This is a genomic window from Vibrio sp. D404a (assembly GCF_030248535.1).
Lineage (GTDB): Bacteria > Pseudomonadota > Gammaproteobacteria > Enterobacterales > Vibrionaceae > Vibrio.
This window is the reverse complement of the sequence record NZ_JAHGAJ010000024.1, coordinates 118,090-139,810: the sequence shown is the minus strand read 5'-3', so window position 1 is coordinate 139,810 and position 21,721 is coordinate 118,090. Positions and strand designations below refer to the sequence as shown.

Annotated in this window: 17 protein-coding genes; 10 read left to right on the top strand and 7 right to left on the bottom strand. The window is 46.1% G+C overall.

Going from position 1 to position 21,721, the window contains the following annotated elements; translation table 11 throughout:
• Nucleotides 1-3: 3 nt before the first annotated feature.
• Complete coding sequence (gene ebgA / locus KI655_RS15365; protein WP_285406805.1) at nt 4-3,120, bottom strand: beta-galactosidase subunit alpha; 3,117 nt, start codon at nt 3,118-3,120, stop codon at nt 4-6.
• A gap of 320 nt (nt 3,121-3,440) precedes the next feature.
• Entirely contained in the window at nt 3,441-4,424 is a 984-nt protein-coding gene (gene ebgR / locus KI655_RS15360; protein WP_285406803.1) for a transcriptional regulator EbgR, read from the bottom strand.
• A 391-nt stretch (nt 4,425-4,815) separates the two neighbouring features.
• Between ebgR and galE the strand changes: the two genes are divergently transcribed.
• The 4 genes from galE (at nt 4,816) to galM (ending at nt 9,777) form a co-directional block, all read left to right on the top strand.
• A complete protein-coding gene (gene galE / locus KI655_RS15355) occupies nt 4,816-5,826 on the top strand; it encodes a UDP-glucose 4-epimerase GalE (protein ID WP_285406800.1) in 1,011 nt (336 codons plus the stop codon).
• Nucleotides 5,827-6,156: 330 nt separating this feature from the next.
• A complete protein-coding gene (locus KI655_RS15350; RefSeq protein WP_285406797.1) occupies nt 6,157-7,209 on the top strand; it encodes a UDP-glucose--hexose-1-phosphate uridylyltransferase in 1,053 nt (350 codons plus the stop codon).
• A gap of 231 nt (nt 7,210-7,440) precedes the next feature.
• Nucleotides 7,441-8,601 (top strand): galactokinase, encoded by a 1,161-nt coding sequence (gene galK / locus KI655_RS15345; protein ID WP_285406795.1) that lies wholly within the window; start codon nt 7,441-7,443, stop codon nt 8,599-8,601.
• 105 nt (nt 8,602-8,706) lie between these two features.
• Nucleotides 8,707-9,777, top strand: a complete 1,071-nt coding sequence (gene galM / locus KI655_RS15340; RefSeq protein WP_285406793.1) for a galactose-1-epimerase — start codon at nt 8,707-8,709, stop codon at nt 9,775-9,777.
• Nucleotides 9,778-10,028: 251 nt separating this feature from the next.
• Here galM and KI655_RS15335 read toward each other — a convergent pair whose 3' ends face one another.
• On the bottom strand, nt 10,029-11,030 hold the full coding sequence (locus KI655_RS15335; protein ID WP_285406791.1) for a substrate-binding domain-containing protein: 1,002 nt from the start codon (nt 11,028-11,030) through the stop codon (nt 10,029-10,031).
• A 188-nt stretch (nt 11,031-11,218) separates the two neighbouring features.
• On the opposite strand from KI655_RS15335, the gene KI655_RS15330 reads away from it, so the two are divergent.
• Nucleotides 11,219-11,551, top strand: coding sequence for a tRNA-binding protein (locus KI655_RS15330; RefSeq protein ID WP_285406790.1), 333 nt, complete (start codon nt 11,219-11,221; stop codon nt 11,549-11,551).
• A 4-nt stretch (nt 11,552-11,555) separates the two neighbouring features.
• On the opposite strand, the gene KI655_RS15325 is transcribed toward KI655_RS15330, so the two are convergent.
• Nucleotides 11,556-12,113 carry a gamma-glutamylcyclotransferase family protein gene (locus KI655_RS15325; RefSeq protein ID WP_285406873.1) on the bottom strand — a complete coding sequence of 186 codons (558 nt, stop codon included), beginning with the start codon at nt 12,111-12,113 and terminating at the stop codon, nt 11,556-11,558.
• Nucleotides 12,114-12,388: 275 nt separating this feature from the next.
• On the opposite strand from KI655_RS15325, the gene KI655_RS15320 reads away from it, so the two are divergent.
• Complete coding sequence (locus tag KI655_RS15320; protein WP_285406788.1) at nt 12,389-13,573, top strand: NnrS family protein; 1,185 nt, start codon at nt 12,389-12,391, stop codon at nt 13,571-13,573.
• Between the two features lie 72 nt (nt 13,574-13,645).
• On the opposite strand, the gene KI655_RS15315 is transcribed toward KI655_RS15320, so the two are convergent.
• Entirely contained in the window at nt 13,646-14,650 is a 1,005-nt protein-coding gene (locus tag KI655_RS15315; RefSeq protein WP_285406787.1) for an adenosine deaminase, read from the bottom strand.
• Between the two features lie 354 nt (nt 14,651-15,004).
• On the opposite strand from KI655_RS15315, the gene KI655_RS15310 reads away from it, so the two are divergent.
• On the top strand, nt 15,005-15,319 hold the full coding sequence (locus tag KI655_RS15310; protein ID WP_285406785.1) for a DUF3622 domain-containing protein: 315 nt from the start codon (nt 15,005-15,007) through the stop codon (nt 15,317-15,319).
• Nucleotides 15,320-15,430: 111 nt separating this feature from the next.
• On the opposite strand, the gene KI655_RS15305 is transcribed toward KI655_RS15310, so the two are convergent.
• On the bottom strand, nt 15,431-16,477 hold the full coding sequence (locus tag KI655_RS15305; RefSeq protein WP_150893639.1) for a succinylglutamate desuccinylase/aspartoacylase family protein: 1,047 nt from the start codon (nt 16,475-16,477) through the stop codon (nt 15,431-15,433).
• Between the two features lie 259 nt (nt 16,478-16,736).
• Between KI655_RS15305 and KI655_RS15300 the strand changes: the two genes are divergently transcribed.
• Nucleotides 16,737-17,276: a DUF3332 domain-containing protein gene (locus tag KI655_RS15300; protein ID WP_285406783.1), complete on the top strand. Its 540-nt coding sequence runs from the start codon at nt 16,737-16,739 to the stop codon at nt 17,274-17,276.
• A gap of 116 nt (nt 17,277-17,392) precedes the next feature.
• Here KI655_RS15300 and KI655_RS15295 read toward each other — a convergent pair whose 3' ends face one another.
• A complete protein-coding gene (locus KI655_RS15295) occupies nt 17,393-18,862 on the bottom strand; it encodes an aminoacyl-histidine dipeptidase (RefSeq protein WP_285406782.1) in 1,470 nt (489 codons plus the stop codon).
• 1,024 nt (nt 18,863-19,886) lie between these two features.
• Here KI655_RS15295 and KI655_RS15290 point away from each other — a divergent pair.
• Nucleotides 19,887-21,176, top strand: a complete 1,290-nt coding sequence (locus tag KI655_RS15290) for an NCS2 family permease (protein ID WP_285406781.1) — start codon at nt 19,887-19,889, stop codon at nt 21,174-21,176.
• Nucleotides 21,177-21,241: 65 nt separating this feature from the next.
• Nucleotides 21,242-21,706, top strand: coding sequence for an oxytetracycline resistance phosphoribosyltransferase domain-containing protein Tet(34) (tet(34), locus tag KI655_RS15285; protein ID WP_285406780.1), 465 nt, complete (start codon nt 21,242-21,244; stop codon nt 21,704-21,706).
• Nucleotides 21,707-21,721 lie beyond the last annotated feature (15 nt).

Here is a 21,721-nt window from a genome sequence, read left to right as displayed (position 1 = left end):
CGTTTATGCCTCGTTCAGTTGTGGTTGAGCTTGTGGTGCATTGACCGTAAAAAACTCATCGCCAAAGTTGTGATTGATTAGGTGCTGCGCGTCGCAATCGCCTGCTTGGAATGGAATCAGAGTTAAGCCGTAGCGGAACTCATCCATATACACGCGGTAAGAGTCGAGCACTTCGCTGCCCCAAGAGTTGGAGCCTAAGCCCATTACTTGGTGATCTAGGTTTAGCGTGATGTAACCGCTTTTCTCTAGCTCAATGGTGTGTTGTGCTTGGTGCAGGTTTTGGTTGGTGTAGAACCATGCGCTGAAGTTGATTTCTTGCTGCGGTTTTACTGCAATACCATTACCCGCACGGCTTGAAAGCGCAGCCCAACGAACATGCTGACGATTGCCATTGTTTTGTGGGAACGGGTAGTTCTCGAACATGTCTGCGACGGTTGATTGGTACACATCAATCATGTTGGCTTGCTTGCTGTCTTGGTAGTTCTCTTCAGGGCCGCGGCCGTAGTATTGAACTTGGTCGAAGTCGCCATTGATGCCCATATCAAAACCAATCACAGGAATCACATGCGGGTACTCACCGTAACGTTCGCCGCTTAGCTCAACGTTCAATTGGCCTTCAGCATTAACTTGGTAGCGGTATTCACAACGCATACCGAAATCAAATACAGGTGGAGCAATGATGCTGGTGGTCGTGATCTCTACCTTGCCGTTGTTCTCTTCCACCTTCAGCGTGCGGAAGTGCTCTTGCATGATCTGTAGGTGTGCTGGCTCCCAGTAACCATCGTGCTCTTGCTTATGGTTATCGATCATTGGCTTGAAGAAGTTGATTCGTGGTTCTGACTTAATCATCTCTTCGCCATTGACCAACCATGACGTCAGCTTGCCGTTCACTTTCGAGAAGTTCAGTGCGAAGTTATGACCTTTGATTAGATAGGCGAGACGAGATTCTTCAACATTCAGTGCCGTTGCATTGTTGTTGATGAAGGCTTCTAGCTGTGCTGTGTTCTCTTTCACTTGGAACTGGTACACCGCAATGTCGTGGTTCGCTTCGCTGTAAGGCGTGCGAGAATCTTTGCGCACAGTAAAGTTCACAAACACTTCGCGCTCATCAAGCTGTGGCAAGTTAAGTGTCAGTTCGCGGCTAGAGTTTTCAGCCAACTCTTCAACCTTGATGTGTTGTACTGCAATGGTTTCGCCTTCAGCGCGAACTTCTGCAGTGATGGTGTAGTCATCAATATTTGAGAACCACAGCTTGTTATCAACGGTGAATGTGCCGTCTTCAGAATTGAAGTCGCGGATCTTCACTGGTGCAATAACCTGTTTGTACTCTTTTAAGCCTGGGCCCGGTGTTTGGTCTGGGTAGATCAAACCGTCCATGCAGAAGTTGTAGTTGTTCGGGTAGTCACCGTAGTCACCGCCATATTTGTAAAACTCAGTACCCGCTTCATCACGAGCTAAGATGCCGTGATCACACCACTCCCAAACGTAGTGACCTTGAATTGCATCGTGCTTGTAGAACACGTTTTGGTATTCGGTTAAGCCACCTGGGCCGTTACCCATTGCGTGTGCGTATTCGCAGATAATGCGTGGTTTTTCGTGTGGGTACTCGCCGAAGGCATTCATTAGCTGAGCACGTGAGTACATGGTAGAGATAACATCAACCACTTCAGCATCACGGTCTTCTTCATAGTGAACCAAGCGGGTGTCATCAATCGCTTTTGCCGCATCGTACATAGCGCGGATGTTGCAGCCGTAGCCTGACTCGTTGCCTAGTGACCACATGATGATAGAAGGGTGGTTCTTCTGAGCATGGATATGACGTTCGATACGCTCAACAAACACAGCTTCCCATGCTGCATCGTTAGTGATGCGGCTTAAGTCGCCAACGTTAGCAAAGCCGTGTGTTTCGACATCGGTTTCGCCCATAACAAATAGGCCGTAGATATCGCATAGCTCGTAGAAGCGAGGGTCGTTCGGGTAGTGCGCGGTACGTACTGAGTTTATGTTGTGTTGCTTCATCAATACTAGGTCTTTCTCAACGCGATCCATGCCAACCGCGCGACCTTTTAGGTGGTCGTTGTCATGACGGTTTACGCCGTGCAGCATCACGTATTTGTTGTTGATGTAGAACAGACCATCGCGAACTTTAATGTCACGGAAACCAACGCGTTGTGGAATCACTTCTAGCACTTTGCCGTCTGCATCTTTTAGCGTCAGCAGCAATTGGTAAAGGTATGGGTTTTCAGCGTTCCATTGAACAGGGTTCACGACATCGATAGAGAATTGAGTGTTCGCATTGCCGCCAGTCTGCTGGTTAGGAACCGTTAAGTTATCTACAGAGCCTTGGGAGATAACTTGGCTGCCATCAAGCAATGCGTACTCAAGGGTTGCGTTTGTCGCTGCTGCTAGGTTTTCTAGAGCAACGTTGCACGAAAGAGTAGCGCTTTGGTAAGCGTCGTCGAAATCAGTGCGAACCGTTAGGTCTTGAACATGAAGTTGTTCTTTACCAACAAGGTAAACATCACGGAAGATACCGCCTGTCCACCACATGTCTTGGTCTTCAATGTAGGTGGAGTCTGCCCACTGCATCACACGAATAGAAAGTAGGTTGTTGCCTGCTTTTACGTGGCTAGAGATATCGAATTCAGCGGTCAGTCGGCTGCCCTTGCTGAAACCAACATAGTCACCGTTTACGTAAACTTCGAAGTAGGTCTCTACACCATCAAACTTGATGATGGTCTGTTTGTCGTTCCAGCTGTCGCCAAGGAAGAACGAACGTTGATATGCGCCAGTTGGGTTGTCTGACGGTACAAAAGGCACATCAATTGGGAATGGGAAACCTTCATCTGTGTATTGAAGATCGCCGTGGCCTTCCATCTGCCACATGTTTGGTACCGTAATATGGCCCCAATCGCTCATCTCTTGAGAGTAAAACTCTTCAGGAACCAGTAACGGGTTGGTGAAGTAGCTGAAATTCCATTGACCACTTAATAGTTGGAAGTGGCTGCTTAATTCACGTTGAAATGTCTTAGCTGTTTTTTCTGATGCGTATGAGAAGAAGTAAGCACGTGGTGCCATACGGTTCTCATGTAAGTTCAGGAAGTTTTCCCAGTTGTTCACGTTGCCTCTCTCTCGGCCTATTTGAATGCTAGCCGACGTTCTTATGCGTAATTGGGTCGTAGTGAATACGAGTATTTTTTGGACTGAGGTAATTATTAGTAAAAGTTTTACTAAATGAAATTGGTGAAAACGTTTTACTTTAACTTCATCACATTTTTTGAGGGCTTTTCGTCGTGCGGTGTGATCCGTCTAAAAGAATGCTATGTGGTGAAAATAGCGTCAGGCAGGATCGGTTTAGGTAAGCGTGGTTTTGGGAGCCATAGAACCAAAAAAGCCACCGGTTTTTAGCGGTGGCTTTGTTTATCTTTTTGAATATTAAGCTATTTTGTTGTATCTCTGAGCTTTAGCTTGCTCGGCACGTAGACACGCAGTGGGATCGCTCGTCCGTCTCTCGATTTCTCGACCAGCAAGTTAACGCCTTGAATTCCCATCAGTTCAGAGTGAATACGAACCGTCGATAAAGATGGGAAAGTAAACTTAGCCGTTGGGATATCATTGACACTGATCAGAGCGATATCTTCTGGAATGTTCAATCCATGCTCATGAATAGCACGTAATACGCCAATTGCGATGGAATCTGAAGCAATGAACATCGCTTTTGGATAGTCGCCAGTTTCTAACATTTGCTTCGCTAACTTATAACCCGACAAGCTTGAGAAATCCCCACGATAGATATCTTGTTCGCTTACCACTTGTTTCAAAAGGCCGTACTCTGCGAAAGCGACTTCACGAATATCCGGTGTATTTACGTCATCTTGGCCGCCGATAAAGCCGATGCGGTCGTAGCCTTGGTCAATAAAGAAGTTAGTGATCTCTTTACTTATTCGAGCTAGGTCGATATCAACGGAGTCATACGGTTCTGAGTGATCAGTAAAGTCTACATAACAGATGTTATCAGTGAGCTTTTTCGCTTGTTCAATGACTTCTGGAGACATTCTACCAACCAGAAGAATACCTGTGATAGGGCTAGTGCTAGACTGTATTTTACTTTCATAACAGTTGGTTAGCTCTATATCCATCTTCTCACACTGGGTTTCAATACCGTGGCGAATAGATAGGTAGTACGGATCGTTTACCTCAGCTTCTTGCTTGTAATTGTACAGAGCAAGAAAGTGATGGTGCTGCTTTTTACTGCTAACCGTTTTACGTGAGCTGCTGGTTTTGTACTCCAGCTTTTCTGCAATTTCAAAGATACGCCTTTTGGTCTCTTCCTTAACACTCAATGTTGGATCTTCATTAAGGACCCTTGAAACCGTCGCCAATGATACATTTGCTTCAGTCGCGATATCTTTTAACGTTGCCATACTCACTTCCTGTTATTGGAACACTGGGCGGCTCTAAACATAGATGAGCGAAAAAACCAGTGCACCTCTCTAATTCTGCAACGTCTATTGTAATGAAACTGGAAGTCATTGCATTAACTTTTAGTAAAATAAGTTCAGAACTCTTAGTGCATATCGCAAATTTCACTATTCATAATTATCTTATTTAAATTCAATGAATTAGGTTGCCAATCATTCATTTCTCACGCCTTTCTCTCGGTTACCTATCTGTGAAACTTTGTGTAAACGTTTACACTTCGTGGTTTTGATCACAGAATTAGTTCCAAATTGACTGCTAGTATTTAATTAACGCGACGCTATTGAGTTTGGATATTCCACTTGAGTGTCATCAAGATTAAGAGAGAGGTTGATTGTGAAAGTACTGGTTACAGGCGGCATGGGGTACATCGGAAGTCATACTTGCATTCAAATGATGCAGGCAGGTATGGAGCCGATCATCGTTGATAACTTGTGTAACAGCAAAGAGTTGGTGCTTGAGAGAATCGAAGCATTAACGGGTCAACGCCCAACCTTTTACCTTGGCGATATTCGCGACGAATCTTTCCTCGATAGTGTGTTCGCAGAAAACAACATTCAGGCTGTGATTCATTTTGCGGGCTTAAAAGCCGTGGGTGAATCGGTGGCTAAACCTCTTGAATACTACGACAACAACGTCAACGGCTCTTTGGTTTTGGCTCGTTGCATGAAAAAAGCGGGCGTAAAAAGCATCGTATTCAGCTCTTCAGCAACGGTTTATGGCGACCCTGAGGTTGTGCCAATTACTGAAGATTCTCCTACGGGTGCAACAACTAACCCTTACGGACGCAGTAAATACATGGTCGAGGAGTGTTTGAGCGATCTGTTTAACGCCGAAAATGATTGGAGCGTAACGCTGCTTCGCTACTTCAACCCGGTTGGTGCACACCCGTCAGGCACTATGGGTGAAGACCCGCAAGGCATCCCAAACAACTTAATGCCATTTATTGCTCAAGTGGCCGTCGGTCGCCGTGAGAAGTTAGCGGTATTTGGTAACGATTACCCAACTCTAGATGGCACGGGCGTTCGTGATTACATCCACGTAATGGACTTGGCTGATGGTCACGTTGCAGCACTAAAAGCAGTCGGTGAGAAAGCGGGTTTGCATATCTACAATCTAGGCACAGGTAAAGGCTCAAGTGTTCTAGAGATGGTAGAAGCCTTTGCAAAAGCCTCTGGCAAACCAGTCCCTTATGAAATCTGTCCACGTCGCCCTGGTGATATTGCCGAGTGCTGGGCAAGTACTGAAAAAGCCGAGCGAGATCTAGGTTGGAAGGCGACACGCAGTGTTGATGAAATGACGGCGGATACGTGGAAGTGGCAGTCGAATAACCCCAATGGTTACTAACTTGATGTAATTGAAAGCTGCAACTCCAACTTCTTTGGGGAATGCAGAGGTAAGAGATTAGAAAAGAGAGATTCCAGATATCTCGTACCTCGATTCTGGAATGACGGATGAGTTAAAGGTTATTGAGCGCTATAGGCTATTAGCTGATGCACCGCACCATAAAGCTCTGGAAAAACGCTAAACATAGAGGTTTAGACACTGAGTTTTAAGCGATGAACTCAAACGTCATTCCCTACAGCGAGGAACGAGCGCGATAGGGAATCTCCTTGTAGAAGAATTATTTATCTTGGTCGATGCACCAAGAACACAAAAATTAAGAGCAATGTAAGTATGTCAAAAGTTGAATTTAACCCAGTCGATCACCCGCACCGTCGTTATAACCCATTAACAGGTCAGTGGATCTTGGTATCACCACACCGCGCAAAGCGTCCGTGGAGCGGCCAAGATGAGAAGCCATCAACCGAGCAACTGCCAGCGTACGACAAAGAGTGTTTCCTTTGTCCGACCAACACACGCATCTCAGGTGATGAGAACCCTGATTACGATGGCACTTATGTCTTCAGTAATGATTTCGCGGCGTTGATGCCTGACTCACCTGATGCTCCAGAGTCTGATAACCCTCTATTTAAGACTCAAGGTGTTCGAGGGTTGAGCCGCGTGATCTGTTTCTCACCGGATCACAGCAAGACATTGCCAGAGTTGCCGGTAAACAAGATTCGCGGCGTGATTGATACTTGGAACGAACAGATTGAAGAGCTAGGTAAAGATTACCTATGGGTTCAAGCGTTTGAGAACAAAGGCGAGACCATGGGCTGTTCTCAGCCGCACCCTCACGGTCAGATCTGGGCGAACAGCTTTCTGCCAAATGAGATCGAGCGTAAAGAGAAGCTTCTAAAAGAGTACTTCGAACAACAAGGTTCAAACCTATTAGTAGACTACGTTGAAGCTGAAATGAAAGACGGCTCTCGCACTGTGGTTGAAACGGAACATTGGATTGCCGTTGTACCTTACTGGGCAGCGTGGCCGTTCGAAACTATGTTGCTGCCAAAGACACACATTCGTCGTATGAGCGAACTGACTGACGAGCAACGTGATGATTTGGCGGTTGCGATTAAGAAGCTAACAAGCCGCTACGACAATCTGTTCCAATGTTCATTCCCATACTCGATGGGCTGGCACTATGCGCCATTCTTCGAAGAGGGGACCGACATTGATCATTGGCAGCTACACGCACTGTTCTATCCACCACTATTGCGTAGCGCATCGGTACGCAAGTTCATGGTGGGTTATGAAATGCTGGCAGAATCGCAACGTGACCTGACGGCAGAGCAAGCCGCGCAGCGTCTACGTGACTTGAGCGACGTGCACTACAAAGAGCAGTAATCGCTAGTTTCATCATAAAAAGAGATTCCAGATATCTCGTGCCTCGATTCTGGAATGACAACGAGTGAGGGGCCTAGGAAGTGAAATGCCTAGGAGTCTGCAAGCTAAAAAGCTGATGTTGTCATTCCCAACTGAGAGGGATAAACGTGATAGGGAATCGAACAGAATTAAAGTGGTGCCAATAAGGGGCCATAACCAATTGAATAAAGAGTTTAAGCAGAGAGTTTACTTATGTCTGATCTAATCCAAAACGCAAAAGCGTCTTTTACTTCGGTACTGAACTACGCACCGACTCACATCATCCAAGCGCCGGGTCGCGTTAACCTAATTGGTGAACATACCGACTACAATGATGGTTTTGTCCTACCGTGTGCCATTAACTACCAAACCGTAGTAGCGGCTGCGAAGCGTGACGATAACATCGTTCGAGTGGTGTCGGTGGATTACGGCGATGCGGTTGACGAGTTCGATCTGACACAAGAGATCACCTTCCAACAAGACAAGATGTGGGCGAACTACATTCGTGGAGTAGTGAAGTGCTTGAAAGGTCGTGGCTATGAGTTCAATGGTGCTGATATCTCGGTAACAGGTAATGTGCCTCAAGGTGCAGGGTTAAGCTCTTCGGCGGCTTTAGAAGTGGTTATTGGTCAAACCTTTAAAGTGCTTTACAACCTAGAGATCACCCAAGCAGAGATCGCATTGAACGGCCAGCAAGCTGAGAACGAGTTTGTTGGTTGTAACTGCGGCATCATGGACCAAATGATCTCAGCAGAAGGCCAAGCGAATCATGCGATGCTGTTGGATTGTCGTAGTCTAGAAACAACGCCTGTTTCAATGCCTGAAGATATGGCGGTGGTGATCATCAACTCTAACAAGAAGCGTGGTCTGGTCGACAGTGAATACAACACTCGTCGTGAGCAGTGTGAGGAAGCGGCGCGTATTTTTGGTGTGCCTGCACTACGTGATGTAACAATTGAACAATTCAATACTAAAGTCGATGAGCTGGATGAGATGGTGGCTAAACGTGCTCGCCACGTCATCACTGAAAACGACCGTACTGAAGAAGCGGCAGTTGCACTGCGTAATCATGATATGAAGCGTATGGGCGAATTGATGGCGGAGTCTCACGCATCCATGCGCGACGACTTTGAAATCACGGTAAAAGAGATCGACACGCTGGTGGATATGGTCAAAGAGGTGATTGGCGACCAAGGTGGCGTACGCATGACCGGTGGCGGTTTTGGTGGCTGTATCGTGGCATTAGTTCCACCAACACTGGTTGACGAGATTAAAGCGACGGTTGAACAGAAATACCAAGCGGCGACTGGCCTAAAAGAATCGATTTATGTGTGCCAAGCAAAAGACGGTGCAGGCTTAGTTGAAGTAATCTAACCCTTTGATTACAGGCTTACCAAGCAAAAAGATCATGGTAGGCCAAATAGTAAAGCCTTTGCTTGAGGGCAAGGGCTTTTTGCTGGCACTAGGAAGGAATGTAGGATGACACACGCGCAAAGTTTGCATCAATCAATGGCTCAAACAGCGGCTTACGACGGGCAAACCGCCAAGTTAGTCACGCTGTCAAATCAGCACGGCATGGAAGTGACATTGATGGATATTGGCGCGACTTGGTTGAGCTGTATTCTGCCAGTCAAAGGAAGTCAAAGAGAGGTGCTATTGGGTGTCAACTCAATGGAGAGCTTCGATAAGCAAGCCAGTTATATGGGTACAACCGTAGGGCGTTATGCTAACCGTATTGCGAGAGGGCGTTTCAAGATTGATGGCATCAACCATAAACTTGAGGTCAATCAAGCGGGCAATACCTTGCATGGCGGCCCTAATGGTTTTGATAAGCGTCGTTGGCAAATACTGGAGCAAACTGACAGCTCAGTAGAGTTTGGTTTAACCTCGCAAGACGGAGACCAAGGCTTTCCGGGGACACTCAAGGTCTCTGTGCGTTATCAACTGACCGACGATAACCGCGTATCCATCGACTACTTTGCCAAGACGGATAAAGACACCGTGGTTAACCTCACCAACCACGCCTATTTCAACCTATTGGGCGCTGAGTTGGAGCAAGATTGTTTGTCGCATATTGTTAGCATTAATGCGTCACAATACCTGCCGACAGACAAATCTGGGATCCCACTCGATGGGCTTAAATCAGTAAAATCGACCAGCTTCGATTTCAATCGGCCTATGATGATCTCAGAGCGTTTACTGGGAGATGAGCAACAAAAGAATGCCAAAGGCTATGACCATTCATTTCTATTGGCAGAAGAGTGCCGAGCTGGAAAGTGTGCCGCAACGGTGACTTCTCCAGACGCACTGGTGACTTTAAAAGTGTTTACGACCAAGCCTGCAATGCAGCTGTATACTGGAAATTGGTTGGCAGGAACGCCAAACCGTTCAGGGACAAGCTACCAAGATTATGCAGGTGTCGCGTTGGAAACACAGTTTTTACCGGACTCGCCAAACCACCCAGAGTGGAAGCAAGAGAGCTGTATTCTTAGACCTGAACAAGAGTACCGCCATCAAACTTGCTACCAGTTTGAATTTTCGGGGGATTAATCAGACTGACCCACTCGGCTCAAAAGTTTTGGTGAACCTTATTGGTATAAATCTCGCTGATAAGGGAATGACTAAGGTACGGATACATTAGTGAGAGTATGGTAACAAAGCCCTAGCGGACGTTTTTCGCTAGGGCTTTTTTTCATTTGTTCGATAGGGGAATAGGGTGATTCGAAGCGAGCGCAGCTGATTCACTGACCTCGCTGGTTAATCTTGGTATTCGTTGCTCTTGGTACTAGCCGGTCTTGGTATTAGTTGAGCTTAGTGACGGAGTTGCGGCGAACCAAGGTCGGAGAGAACATCATCGTCTCAGAGCTGGTGATTTCTTGCTTAGCAAGTTGCAGTGCGAGACGTGTCGCTTTCTCTGCCATCATTTGGATTGGATAGCGAATGGTGGTCAACTTTGGGGACACGTAGCGGGCAATTAGACCGTCATCAAATCCAACCATAGAGATTTGGTCCGGTGCTTGAATGCCGTTTTCATCCAACACAGAGAGTGCACCTGCAGCCATGTAGTCGTTATAAGCGACGATACCAGTAATAGGCAGTGATTTGGTCAGCAGGTTCGTCATGGCATATTCGCCACCCTCACTGCTTGGCTGCGAGCTTTCAATATAGCTTTCTGGCAGTTCAATGTTGTAGTCGTTGAGTGCGTCACTATAGCCTTGGATACGCTCTTGTGCATCTTCAATGTTGATCGATGAAGCAATACACGCGATGTTGCGGTGTCCGTGACGGATCAGGTATTCAGTGGCAAGGTAGGCGCCTTTCTGGTTGTCTAAGTAGATGCAGCGTTCACCGATCTCAGGGATATAGCGATTTATCACCACTAAGCCTTTCACCTCTTTAGCGTAGGCGATCAGCTCTTCATCGGTCAGTCCTTTTGAATGAATGACCAAAGACTCACAGCGGTTGTTGATTAAGAGTTCAATGGCTTGCTTCTCTTCTTCACGATCGTGAGAGCCATTACCGACTAGAATGTGTTTGCCGTTTTCACGCGCAACATTGTCGACCGACTTCACGAGAGTGCCGAAGAAAGGGTCTGAGATATCACCCACCAGAACACCAACGGTATTGGTGCTTTGACTCACTAACGCACGAGCATTGGCATTGGGGCGGTAGCCCAACTTTTTCATTGCCAGCGTCACCGACTCAATTGAGCTTGCACTTGCCTTCGGGGATTTATTGATTACACGAGAAACCGTTGCAACCGATACTCCAGCTTCCTTTGCTACGTCTTTAATTGTCGCCATTTTCTACCTCTACTCAGTACCGCTCTTATTTAACACTGTCGCTGATAGTATGGCAATCAAAGTTATCTTTTACTTCCAATATTGAGATCTTTACCGCTTGTAATTATTAGCTTTAGTGCTAGTGTAAATGTTTACACTTTACTTAAATTTAGTAAAAAAATTAATTCATCAATAATAAGGGAGTAAATATGGATACGATTGCGTACGGCGATTTTGCTAAGTTAGAGATGCGTGTGGGTAAGATCATTGAGGTTGCTCGCCATGAGAACGCAGACAAGCTATACATTGTTCAAATTGATGTCGGTGAAAAGACGCTACAAACGGTTACGAGCTTAGTGCCTTACTACACTGAAGAAGAGCTGATGGGCAAACAAGTGGTGGTGCTGTGTAATTTGGCGAAGGCCAAGATGCGTGGACACACATCAGAATGTATGTTGCTGTGTGCTGAAACAGAAGACGAATCAGAGAGTGTATTGCTGACACCAGAGCGTATGATGCCAGCAGGGGTTCGCATCGTTTAGTTATTTACGAGCTGCGCACCACTAGAAGTAGGTCATCAATGATGCTGTGGTGGTGCTCAGACACGCCTGCGAGGTTGCCATACTTAGGCTGATGGCGATCATTAATCATAGGGTGTTGCCAGCCCTGAGTGTGTTGTACAAAATGCGCGGCAAAACTCTCTGATATCTCTAAGCAGCCAGCGATAACCGTATCGACATAGGTTTGAACGATCGGACTGTTGCTGCAAGGCGCTTCAATTTCATCTTTTATGTAAACCCAGATCGTCTGTGAAGGATCAAAGCCTTGGTGGGCGTCGATTTGATCGGGGTTGAGCTCAATCCTGTGATAACCGCGTTCGCGACGATCGAACTCGGCCAGTGCCGCATCATCCACCTCAAGCAGCACACCATTAACCTGACCTTGTCCCTTGTTTACGATCAAAGGTGAAAGCACATAGCTGTCATCGATTTTACTCCAGTGTCTGACTAAACCATCGACGATCGCTGGGATTGCTTTTCCGGTCTGTCCGGTGAGTTGTCGTGAAGAGGAGTTGATTAAACTGCCGTAGCCAAAAATATACATCGCTATCCTTGTCTGTTTATTGTTGAAAGCCTTTCCTACTATATTGGGGATACCAACAAAAGTCAGCATATTACTTTTAGACATTAACAAGTCATATTGACATCTTGCTGTGTGTTTAAATGACATGAATGAGCATGGTTTAGTTTCTTAAATCCAGTAAATACAAGTATTTATGATTTTGGAATGCTTCATGCATTACCTAAGTTATATGTGAATCTATCGCCTTTTAATCTCTGGTCAGTAGGGGCGATACGCTTATCAAATTAGGAGCGAGCTTGTTAAATATCACAGATAAAAGCGTTGAAGATGCGATTCCTGCATACCTGCGCTTGGGCTTTAGACCCTTCTTCTTCCTTGGCAGTCTTTATGCGGTGTTGGCCATCGCCCTTTGGGTATACATGTTTCAAAACGGCCAACCTGAGATTCTTAATGTCCCAGCCTTGTGGTGGCACGTGCATGAGATGCTGTTTGGTTTCTCGATGGCGATTGTGGTTGGGTTTGTGTTAACCGCAGTGCAAACCTGGACGGGCGTTAATGGCACCAAGCATTATCGATTAGCGGCGCTAGTCGGCTTGTGGTTAGCACCTCGTATTCTGTTTTGGTCACCAGCCCCGTTATGGTTGATCTCCTCGATTGAGGCGCTGTTTTTGGCTTTTGCCGCGTACGAGATTGGTTTTCGTGTTGTACATGCAAAAGGGTGGAAGAATCTATTCTTCGTTCCGCTGTTTGTTTTGGCGATTGTGGCGAACTTTGCTAGCTACGCAACCATTAAGGGGATGCCGCCTTTCCCATCGTCTGCGGTTTGGCACGCGATGCTGTGGTGGTTCACTTTGTTGCTGTCTGTCATGGGCGGTAGGGTGATCCCATTCTTTACTGCGCGCCGCTTTGACTTTGAAAAACCACAACCATTACTGTGGCTTGAGTGGTTAGCCAATCTGCCATTGGTGGCCTTGTTTGTTCTTAGCTTCTTCCCGCTGACCTTCCTCGAGGTTGGGTCATCATTAATGCTGTTTGCAGGTGTGGTCCAACTGCTGCGAGTGGTTCGATGGAAGCCTTGGATGACGCTGTCAGAGCCATTAGTTTGGTCGCTACATGCTGCATACCTGTGTATTCCGGTGAGCCTGCTGCTGCGTGGTCTGTTAGATAACCCGTTTGCTGGTCACAATATGATTCACCTGTTTGCTATCGGCGGGTTGAGTGGTTTAATTCTCGCTATGATTGCGCGTGTCACAATGGGTCATACTGGTCGTGCTATCTATAAAGGGCCGAACATGGCTGTGGCATTTGCGGCAATTATTGTGGCTGCGCTGCTGCGTAGTGTTGGTGTGAGTTTCTTCCCGGCTCATATGTTGCCTCTGATTAACATCAGCGCGGGCTTATGGGTATTGGCTTTTGGTATGTATGTGCTTAAGTTCGGCATGATGCTATTGACTCCGAGAGTCGATGGTCATCCGGGCTAAGTGATTGAACAAAATTGAAAAGAAAAGGAAGCGGTGTGCTTCCTTTTTTCGTCTTAACCCTGTTATCCGAGTTTAGTGATTGGCTAGGTAATGACGAACTTGAGTGATCATATCCTCTTTGGCGTGAGGTGAGATAAAGCTTGCCTCGATAGCATTGATACTAAACTGAGCCAGTTCTTGTTTAGTCACGCTATGGGCATTGGCGACGGCGAAGAAGTTGTCGTTCATATAGCCACCGAAATAGGCAGGATCGTCCGAGTTAATTGTCACACATAACCCTCTTCTTAATAAATCCACAATGTTGTGTTGCTGCATTGTCTCAAACACTTTGAGCTTAGTGTTGGAGAGTGGGCACACCGTCAGAGGCATCCGATTGGCGGCTAATTCATTGATGAGCTCTGGATCGTCACTGCAACGAACACCGTGGTCGATACGAGTAACACCTAACATCTCGATGGCATCGCGAATGTTCTGTGCAGGCCCCTCTTCGCCGGCGTGTGCCACGCTGAGGAAGCCATGATTAAGAGCCTCTTGAAATACACGTTGAAACTTTTCTGGAGGGTGACCCATTTCTGAGGAGTCGAGTCCGACGCCAATAATGTGTTCTTTGAAGGGCAGGGCGCTCGCTAGGGTTTCAAAGGCGCTCTCTTCATCAAGATGACGCAGGAAGCACATGATCAATTGACTGCTGATCCCGAGTTCTTGATCGGCCTGTTTGAGAGCGCGAGTGATGCCTTTGATGACCGTTTCAAATTCAATTCCACGCTCTGTGTGAGTTTGAGGGTCAAAAAAGATCTCGGTATGAATCACGTTGTCTTGTTGGCATTTGAGTAAGTAAGCCCAAGTTAGATCATAAAAATCTTGTTCATGAATGAGCACGTTCGCCCCTTGATAATAGATATCGAGAAACGACTGTAGGTTGTGGAATTGGTAAGCCTCACGGACTTCCTCTGGTGTGGTGAAGGGGATACTGATGTTATTGCGTTTCGCCAGCTCGAACATCAGTTCTGGCTCCAGCGTCCCTTCTATATGCAGGTGCAGCTCAACTTTAGGGAGATGTTTAATGAAGCTTTCCATAGCGACTCCTTAGCTATTTTAATTATGGGCGGAGTAGTTAAGGCGTTGATGATAGATGAATTGTAGCTTGATAGGTTCGATCATCGGCCTTTGTCTCAGCATAGACTATTCCGAGATGCTCGCTTGCCCTTCGTTATAATTGATGCTGGCCTAACACCTATAGAACGCTGAAACGGGAGCGCAATCGATTGAGGAAATTGCAGTGTGATCCGCTGCAAATTTTTGCAGCAATGTTTATGGATTTGTGCTCTAATACCGCGCTTACCAAGGGATGGTGTTAAAAAGATACTCACATAGATGGAGTTATCAAAGTTGACCGATCCCTTAATGATCTCCCTTAGGAAAATACAGAACATGTCTAAGACCAAAAAATTTGATATCCGCCTTTCAGAAAAACGCAACGGCTGGTGTGCAGAGATTACTCGTCAAGTAACATCTCGCTCAACTCGCGTTTCTAAGCGTGAAACGGGTTTTGAAACTGAAGCGCAAGCACAAGAGTGGGCAGAGAAAGAGCTGGCTTCTTTCGTTGCTAACCAAGCTGAGCGTAACGAGCGCAAAGCTGAACAGCGTAAAGAGCGCGACGAACTGCGTCACGCGAAAGAGCTAAAAGCAGAGCAAGCGCGTGAAGCACGTGCAAAGGCTCGCGCAGCAGAGCTTGATGAAGAATAAGATTCAGATTCTACGAGGTTGAGTTTACTCGCCTGGTAAAGAAAAGGCCCCAATCGTCTTGAGCGACTGGGGCCTTTTTTGTGGAGTTTGAATGTATCGTTTGGTGACAGATTAGTTATTCAGAGTGGTTAACCAATCTTCTTCTGCCACTTCTTCAATGTAGTTCTCTACTGACTGCTCTACATCTTCATCATCTTGTTTGAAGTAAGCAATGTGGAACACCGCGTCACCCTCATTCACCAATGGCAGTGTTTGTTGACCAATCACAATACCGCCTTTCTTGGTGATGATTTGGCTCTCTTGGTGGCCCAGTGGTGAGCTGACATACGCTAGGGTTTGTCCTGCTTCTACTTTTTCGCCCAGCCTAACCATGTTGCGTAAAATACCGTCTGACTCTGCACGGATCCAACTGGTAGAGCGACTGATCACAGGCTCTGGCAGCTTTTTACGGTTTGGTCGCAGCATGCCAATCGCTTTCATCACTTGGTGAATACCCAAGTAACCCGCGCGAATCGCTAGGTGATCAAAGCGCAGCGCTTCACCGCCTTCGTATGTCAGTACCGGAATACCAAGCTTCTCAGCTTCGCTACGCAGTGAACCGTCGCGAAGTGGTGAGTCGATGATCACTGGTGTCGCAAACGCGTTAGCGATTCTTAATGTCTCAGGGTTCGACAAGTTGGCGCGAATCTGAGGCAGGTTGGTGCGGTGAATGGCACCTGTGTGCAGATCCAGAATGTAATCACAACGTTTCGCGACGTTTTCGAAGAAGGTGTACGCGATACGAGACGTCAATGAGCCTTTCTCACTGCCTGGGAAGCAACGGTTTAGGTCGCGACGGTCAGGTAAGTAGCGTGACTTATGAATAAAGCCAAACACGTTGACGATTGGCACGACAATCAGGGTACCTTTTAGCTTTTTCGGCTCGATAGCATTCGTTAGCTGGCGAGCAATCTCAACGCCATTAAGCTCGTCACCGTGAATAGCTGCGTTCACCATCAACGTTGGGCCTGCTTGGCGACCATGAATCACCTCGATAGGGATCGACAACGGAGAATGGGTATACAGCTGAGCCGCTTGCAGCTCAATCTCCATTCGTTGGCCTGGTTGTACAGTTTGACCAAGGAGTTCGAATGGTTGGTTAGGTTTTAGTCTTGCCATTTAGGTTTCTCAACGAATAGATAATGGATTAAATCGGAATGTACCAATCGTTGATTTTTAGTACGAATCAATCACTTTACGGTGACGACAAAAATTTTTGATGAGGCGTGTTTGAGAATGGAATCGGCATTGATTTATTCTTAATCAAGTTAATTGATTGCCGTTTTATTTCTGACAATTTGCTGATAATTCAGAAGAAAGTGACTGCTACTATCCAGCGCCTTTTTTTGGGCGAGTATATTAATTAACTGAGATCGTTATGAAAAAAACAATCACAAAGATCGTAGCTCTGGCAGTGGCGTCGGTAGCTCTTTCAGGCTGTGTGGGTAGTAATGCTGTTACTGGTTACCTAATGCAATTTAACCTTAAAGCGGTCGATAACCGTTACGCGCGCGGTGGATTGAACATGTTGCTCGCGCCTGTTTACGGTCTAACTGTTGCAGCGGACTACTTGGTTTTCAACTCGCTAGAGTTTTGGACGGGTAAAAACCCAATCACAGGTACACCGCATATCTTTGATAGCAAAACCGATACTTACATCGACATCAACCATCAGCTAGACAAGTCTCTAACTGAAGCGCCGATTGCACCGTTAACGCAGAACCGTGTAATTGAGCGTGGTGAGATGATGCAATTGGACGAGAATACAATCCAAATGAGCATTACTTACCAGAATGGTGAAAAAGCGACGTTGATTGGCGTGCGTGACGGTGAAGTCGTGACTTACTCTATCGACGGTGAAGTTGTGGCTCAAACCTCAATGGATGAACTAGCGGCTTACGCTGCAGCTCGCGCTTAACGTTTGTTGTAAACAAAGATACATAACAAGCTCGCTAGCTAAAAAAACAGGTACTCAATGAGTACCTGTTTTTGTTTGTGCTAGAAAAGCGAATTATGCTTTTTCTGGGATAGCTTCTATTTTTCTGGAATAGCTTCAAGTAGAGCAACCATTTGGTTCCAGAATAGCTCAACCGTATCAATCTTCACTTTCTCGTCTGGAGAGTGAGGGAATTTGATTGTTGGACCGAAAGAAACCATGTCCATGTTCGGGTAAGGTTCTTTGAATAGACCACACTCTAGGCCAGCATGGATAACCATGATGTTTGGTTTGTGACCGTAGATGCCCTCGTACATGTCACGGAAGATGTGCATGATTTCTGAATCTGCGTCCGGCTTCCAACCTGGGTATGCGCCAGAGAATGCGATGCTCGCACCCGCTAGTTCTGCTACCGAATTCAACATGCCTTCAACTTGTTGACGGCCTGAGTCGATAAGTGAACGGATCAAGCAAAGTACAGTGATTGAGTTCTCTTCTGTTGTGATAACACCTACGTTTAGAGAGGTTTCAACAACACCTTCAATCTCGTCACTCATGCGGATCACACCGTTTGGCGCCGCGTTAAGTGCCGCGATGAAGCGAGCTTGGTCTGCAGCTGCTAGCGCACCCATTTCAACAGAAGCTTCTTCGTTGAATGTTACGATGCTGTCTTCTACTTTGCCTAGCTCTGTAGAAAGAAGCTCAGTGTAGTAGTTGTATAGAGAAGCCAGTTTCTCTTGGTTCTCTGCAGGTAGTGCAACTGTAACGAAGCCTTCACGAGGGATAGCGTTACGTAGGCTACCGCCTTTGAATTCTACGATACGTAGGTCTAGTTCTTTTGCGTGACCTGCTAGGAAACGAGCAAGCAGTTTGTTTGCGTTCGCACGACCTGTGTGGATGTCACAACCAGAGTGACCGCCTTTCAGACCTTTAAGCGTTAGCTTGCGAGTAACAAACTCAGCAGGGATTGCGTTACGAGCAATCTCAAATGTCATTGCGCCGTCGATACCGCCAGCACAACCCATGTAGACTTCGCCTTCTTGCTCAGAGTCAGTATTCAGAAGGATATCACCCTCTAACCAACCCTCTTCAAGACCGAAAGCACCTGTCATGCCTGCTTCTTCATCTACGGTTAGTAGAACTTCGATTGGACCGTGCTTGATTTCGTTTGACGCCAATACTGCAAGACAAGAAGCCATGCCCATGCCGTTATCAGCACCTAGCGTTGTGCCTTTTGCTGTTACCCACTCACCGTCGATGTACGGCTGGATTGGATCTTTAGTGAAGTCGTGAACCGTATCTTCGTTCTTTTGTGGAACCATATCGATGTGCGCTTGTAGCACGACACCTTTTTTGTTTTCCATACCCGGTGTTGCAGGCTTCTTGATGAAAACATTGCCCGTTGGATCACGGCGAACATCTAGGCCTTGCTCTGTTGCCCAAGCGATAATGTATTGAGCTAACTCTTCTTCATGCTTCGATGGGTGCGGGATTGAGCAAATCTTATCGAAAAACTGCCAAAGTGGGGCAGGGGATAATTTACTGATCTCAGAATGGAATTCAGACACGGATGACTCCTTTTTTATTTAATAACCATATCTTTAGGTAGAGGTGCCCCTATATAAAGGACAATAATCTAGAGGTATGGGTCTGTTTTGATGCCGACAGCATACCATTTGAGCGGGGCAACGAGTAGGTGTTGCAACAGGCAATTGTTGCAAAGTTTGAAGATAGATCTGTAGTTGAGATCAAAAATAAGCGCGCAGTTGCTTAATAAATTGTCGTGCAAACGTTTTTATCGAACTATTATGTAATTAAATTACAGTTTAAGTTTGTTATTTAGTCTTTTTTTAGCAAAATTGTGAGCTGATGCAAAAAATACTTGTAATGTTTTTTCTTTAAGGTATATTAGTAACCAACTTCTGAAGCGAAGAGTAAATGCTCAAAGGATGAGTCCGTTTATCGCCTCCAAGGAACCGAGAAATCAAAATTGTTTTTAATTGATTTATTAAGGTGATAGTTATGAAAGGTTTACCATCTGCAATGTTCTGGCTTAACAGCTCTGTTTACACTAGCAACTTTGCATACCCAACTAGCTTTGGTTACAAGTAACCCGAGCGTGTGACTTGAACAGTTTGTTCACCCCTATATATTGGAATTTTTTTACAACCGTATTGGTTGACTGATTCTACCGCCACTCAAATTTGAGTGGCGTTTTTTTTATCTGTCGATAAATATTGGTGATTTTTTATACTTCAACTTTCTAGAACTGCTGTTATTACCAGATCTGTTGAAAAGAAGGCTGCTTTTATGACTTTTATCGTACGCTCCATGCAAACTTGTGTTTGTAACTTTTTTACATGGTAGAAAAAAACACCACTTAGATTCTGATTTTCTCAGTATTTTAAGCCACTGTTTTTAAAGCACTTGCCATTTCCATAGAGGGCTTTTTAATCGCCCTGTTTCATACATTCTCTCTATTAATATTGATTAGAGTCTTAATTCTATCTGGAATTTGTTATTTGATGACTTTATAATCCTGAGCCAATCGATTACGCAACCGTTTACTTTTTACCCTTATAGGATTCGATAATGTTCGAAAAGCTATTCAAACTCAGTGAAAACGGCACCAATGTGCGCACTGAAATCATCGCTGGTCTAACGACCTTCCTAACCATGGCTTACATCATTTTTGTAAACCCAATGATCCTAGCTGATGCGGGTATGGACCATGGCGCTGTATTTGTAGCAACCTGTCTAGCTGCGGCTATTGGCTGTTTCATCATGGGCTTTGTAGCAAACTACCCAATTGCTCAAGCTCCGGGTATGGGCTTAAACGCATTCTTCACCTACGCGGTGGTTATGGGTATGGGCTACACGTGGCAAGTCGCTTTGGCTGCGGTATTCGTGTCGGGCGTTATCTTCATTTTCTTAAGCATTTTTAAAGTCCGCGAATGGATCATTAACTCGATTCCTATGTCACTGCGTGTGGGTATCTCTGCGGGTATCGGTCTTTTCCTAGCGTTCATTGCACTGAGCAACGCGGGTATCGTGGTTTCTAACCCAGCAACGAAAGTATCACTGGGCGACATCACGGCGATTGGCCCTATCCTAGGCGCGCTTGGTTTCTTCCTAACGGTTGCACTGGTTCACCGTGGTGTGAAAGGTGCAGTAATGATCGCGATTCTCGCGATTACTGCGATTGCGATTGTTGTTGGTGATGTTCAGTACGGTGGTATCGTATCTACACCGCCAAGCCTAGCTCCAACCTTCATGCAGCTTGATTTCTCTGCGGTATTCGAAATCGGCATGATCTCTGTGGTATTTGCTTTCCTATTTGTCGACCTATTCGACACAGCAGGTACGCTAGTGGGTGTTGCTACAAAAGCAAACCTAATCAAAGAAGACGGCAAACTGCCTCGTCTAAACAAAGCGCTGCTTGCTGACTCAACAGCAACATCTATCGGTGCACTTCTAGGTACATCGAACACAACTTCTTACGTAGAGAGTGTTTCTGGTGTTGCTGAAGGTGGTCGTACTGGTCTAACAGCGGTTGTTGTTGGCGTTCTATTCCTTCTGGCTCTATTCTTCTCGCCTCTAGCGGGCATGATTCCAGCTTACGCAACATCGGGCGCGCTATTCTATGTAGCAATTCTGATGATGTCTGGCTTGGTTGGCATTGATTGGCGTGATCTTACAGAAGCGGCACCAGTCGTGGTAACATGTCTGCTTATGCCGTTGACGTACTCTATTGCAGAGGGTATCTCTCTAGGTTTCATCGCTTACGCTGCAATTAAGCTGCTAAGTGGCAAAGGTCGCGACGTTTCTGTTGCCGTTTGGGTAATGTCAGTGATCTTTATCCTTAAGTACATCTTCGCTTAATCGCTTGCAGAGGCCATATCGCTTATGGCCTCTAACAACATGACAAATTATTAGGTTTAATTACTATGAGTAACAAATTCATCATCACATGGGACAACATGCAATCTTACTGCCGTGAACTGGCTGCTAAGCAAATGCCTGCAGAACAGTGGAAGGGTATCTGGGCAGTAAGTCGTGGTGGTTTAGTACCAGGCGCAATCTTGGCTCGTGAGCTAGGTATTCGCTACGTTGATACAATTTGTATTTCTAGCTACGACCACGATCACCAACGTGATATGACGGTTGTAAAAGCGCCAGAGGGTGACGGTGAAGGTTTCCTAATCGTTGAAGACCTAGTAGACAGCGGTGACACTGCACGTAAACTTCGTGAAATGTACCCGAAAGCAAAACTGATCGCAGTATGTGCTAAGCCTTCAGGCGCTGCACTACTAGACGATTACATTGTTGATATCGCGCAAGACACATGGATTGAACAGCCATGGGACCTAAGCCTAGGTTACGTTGAGCCGGTAAATCGCAAGTCAAAATAAGCATAATCTGTGTTT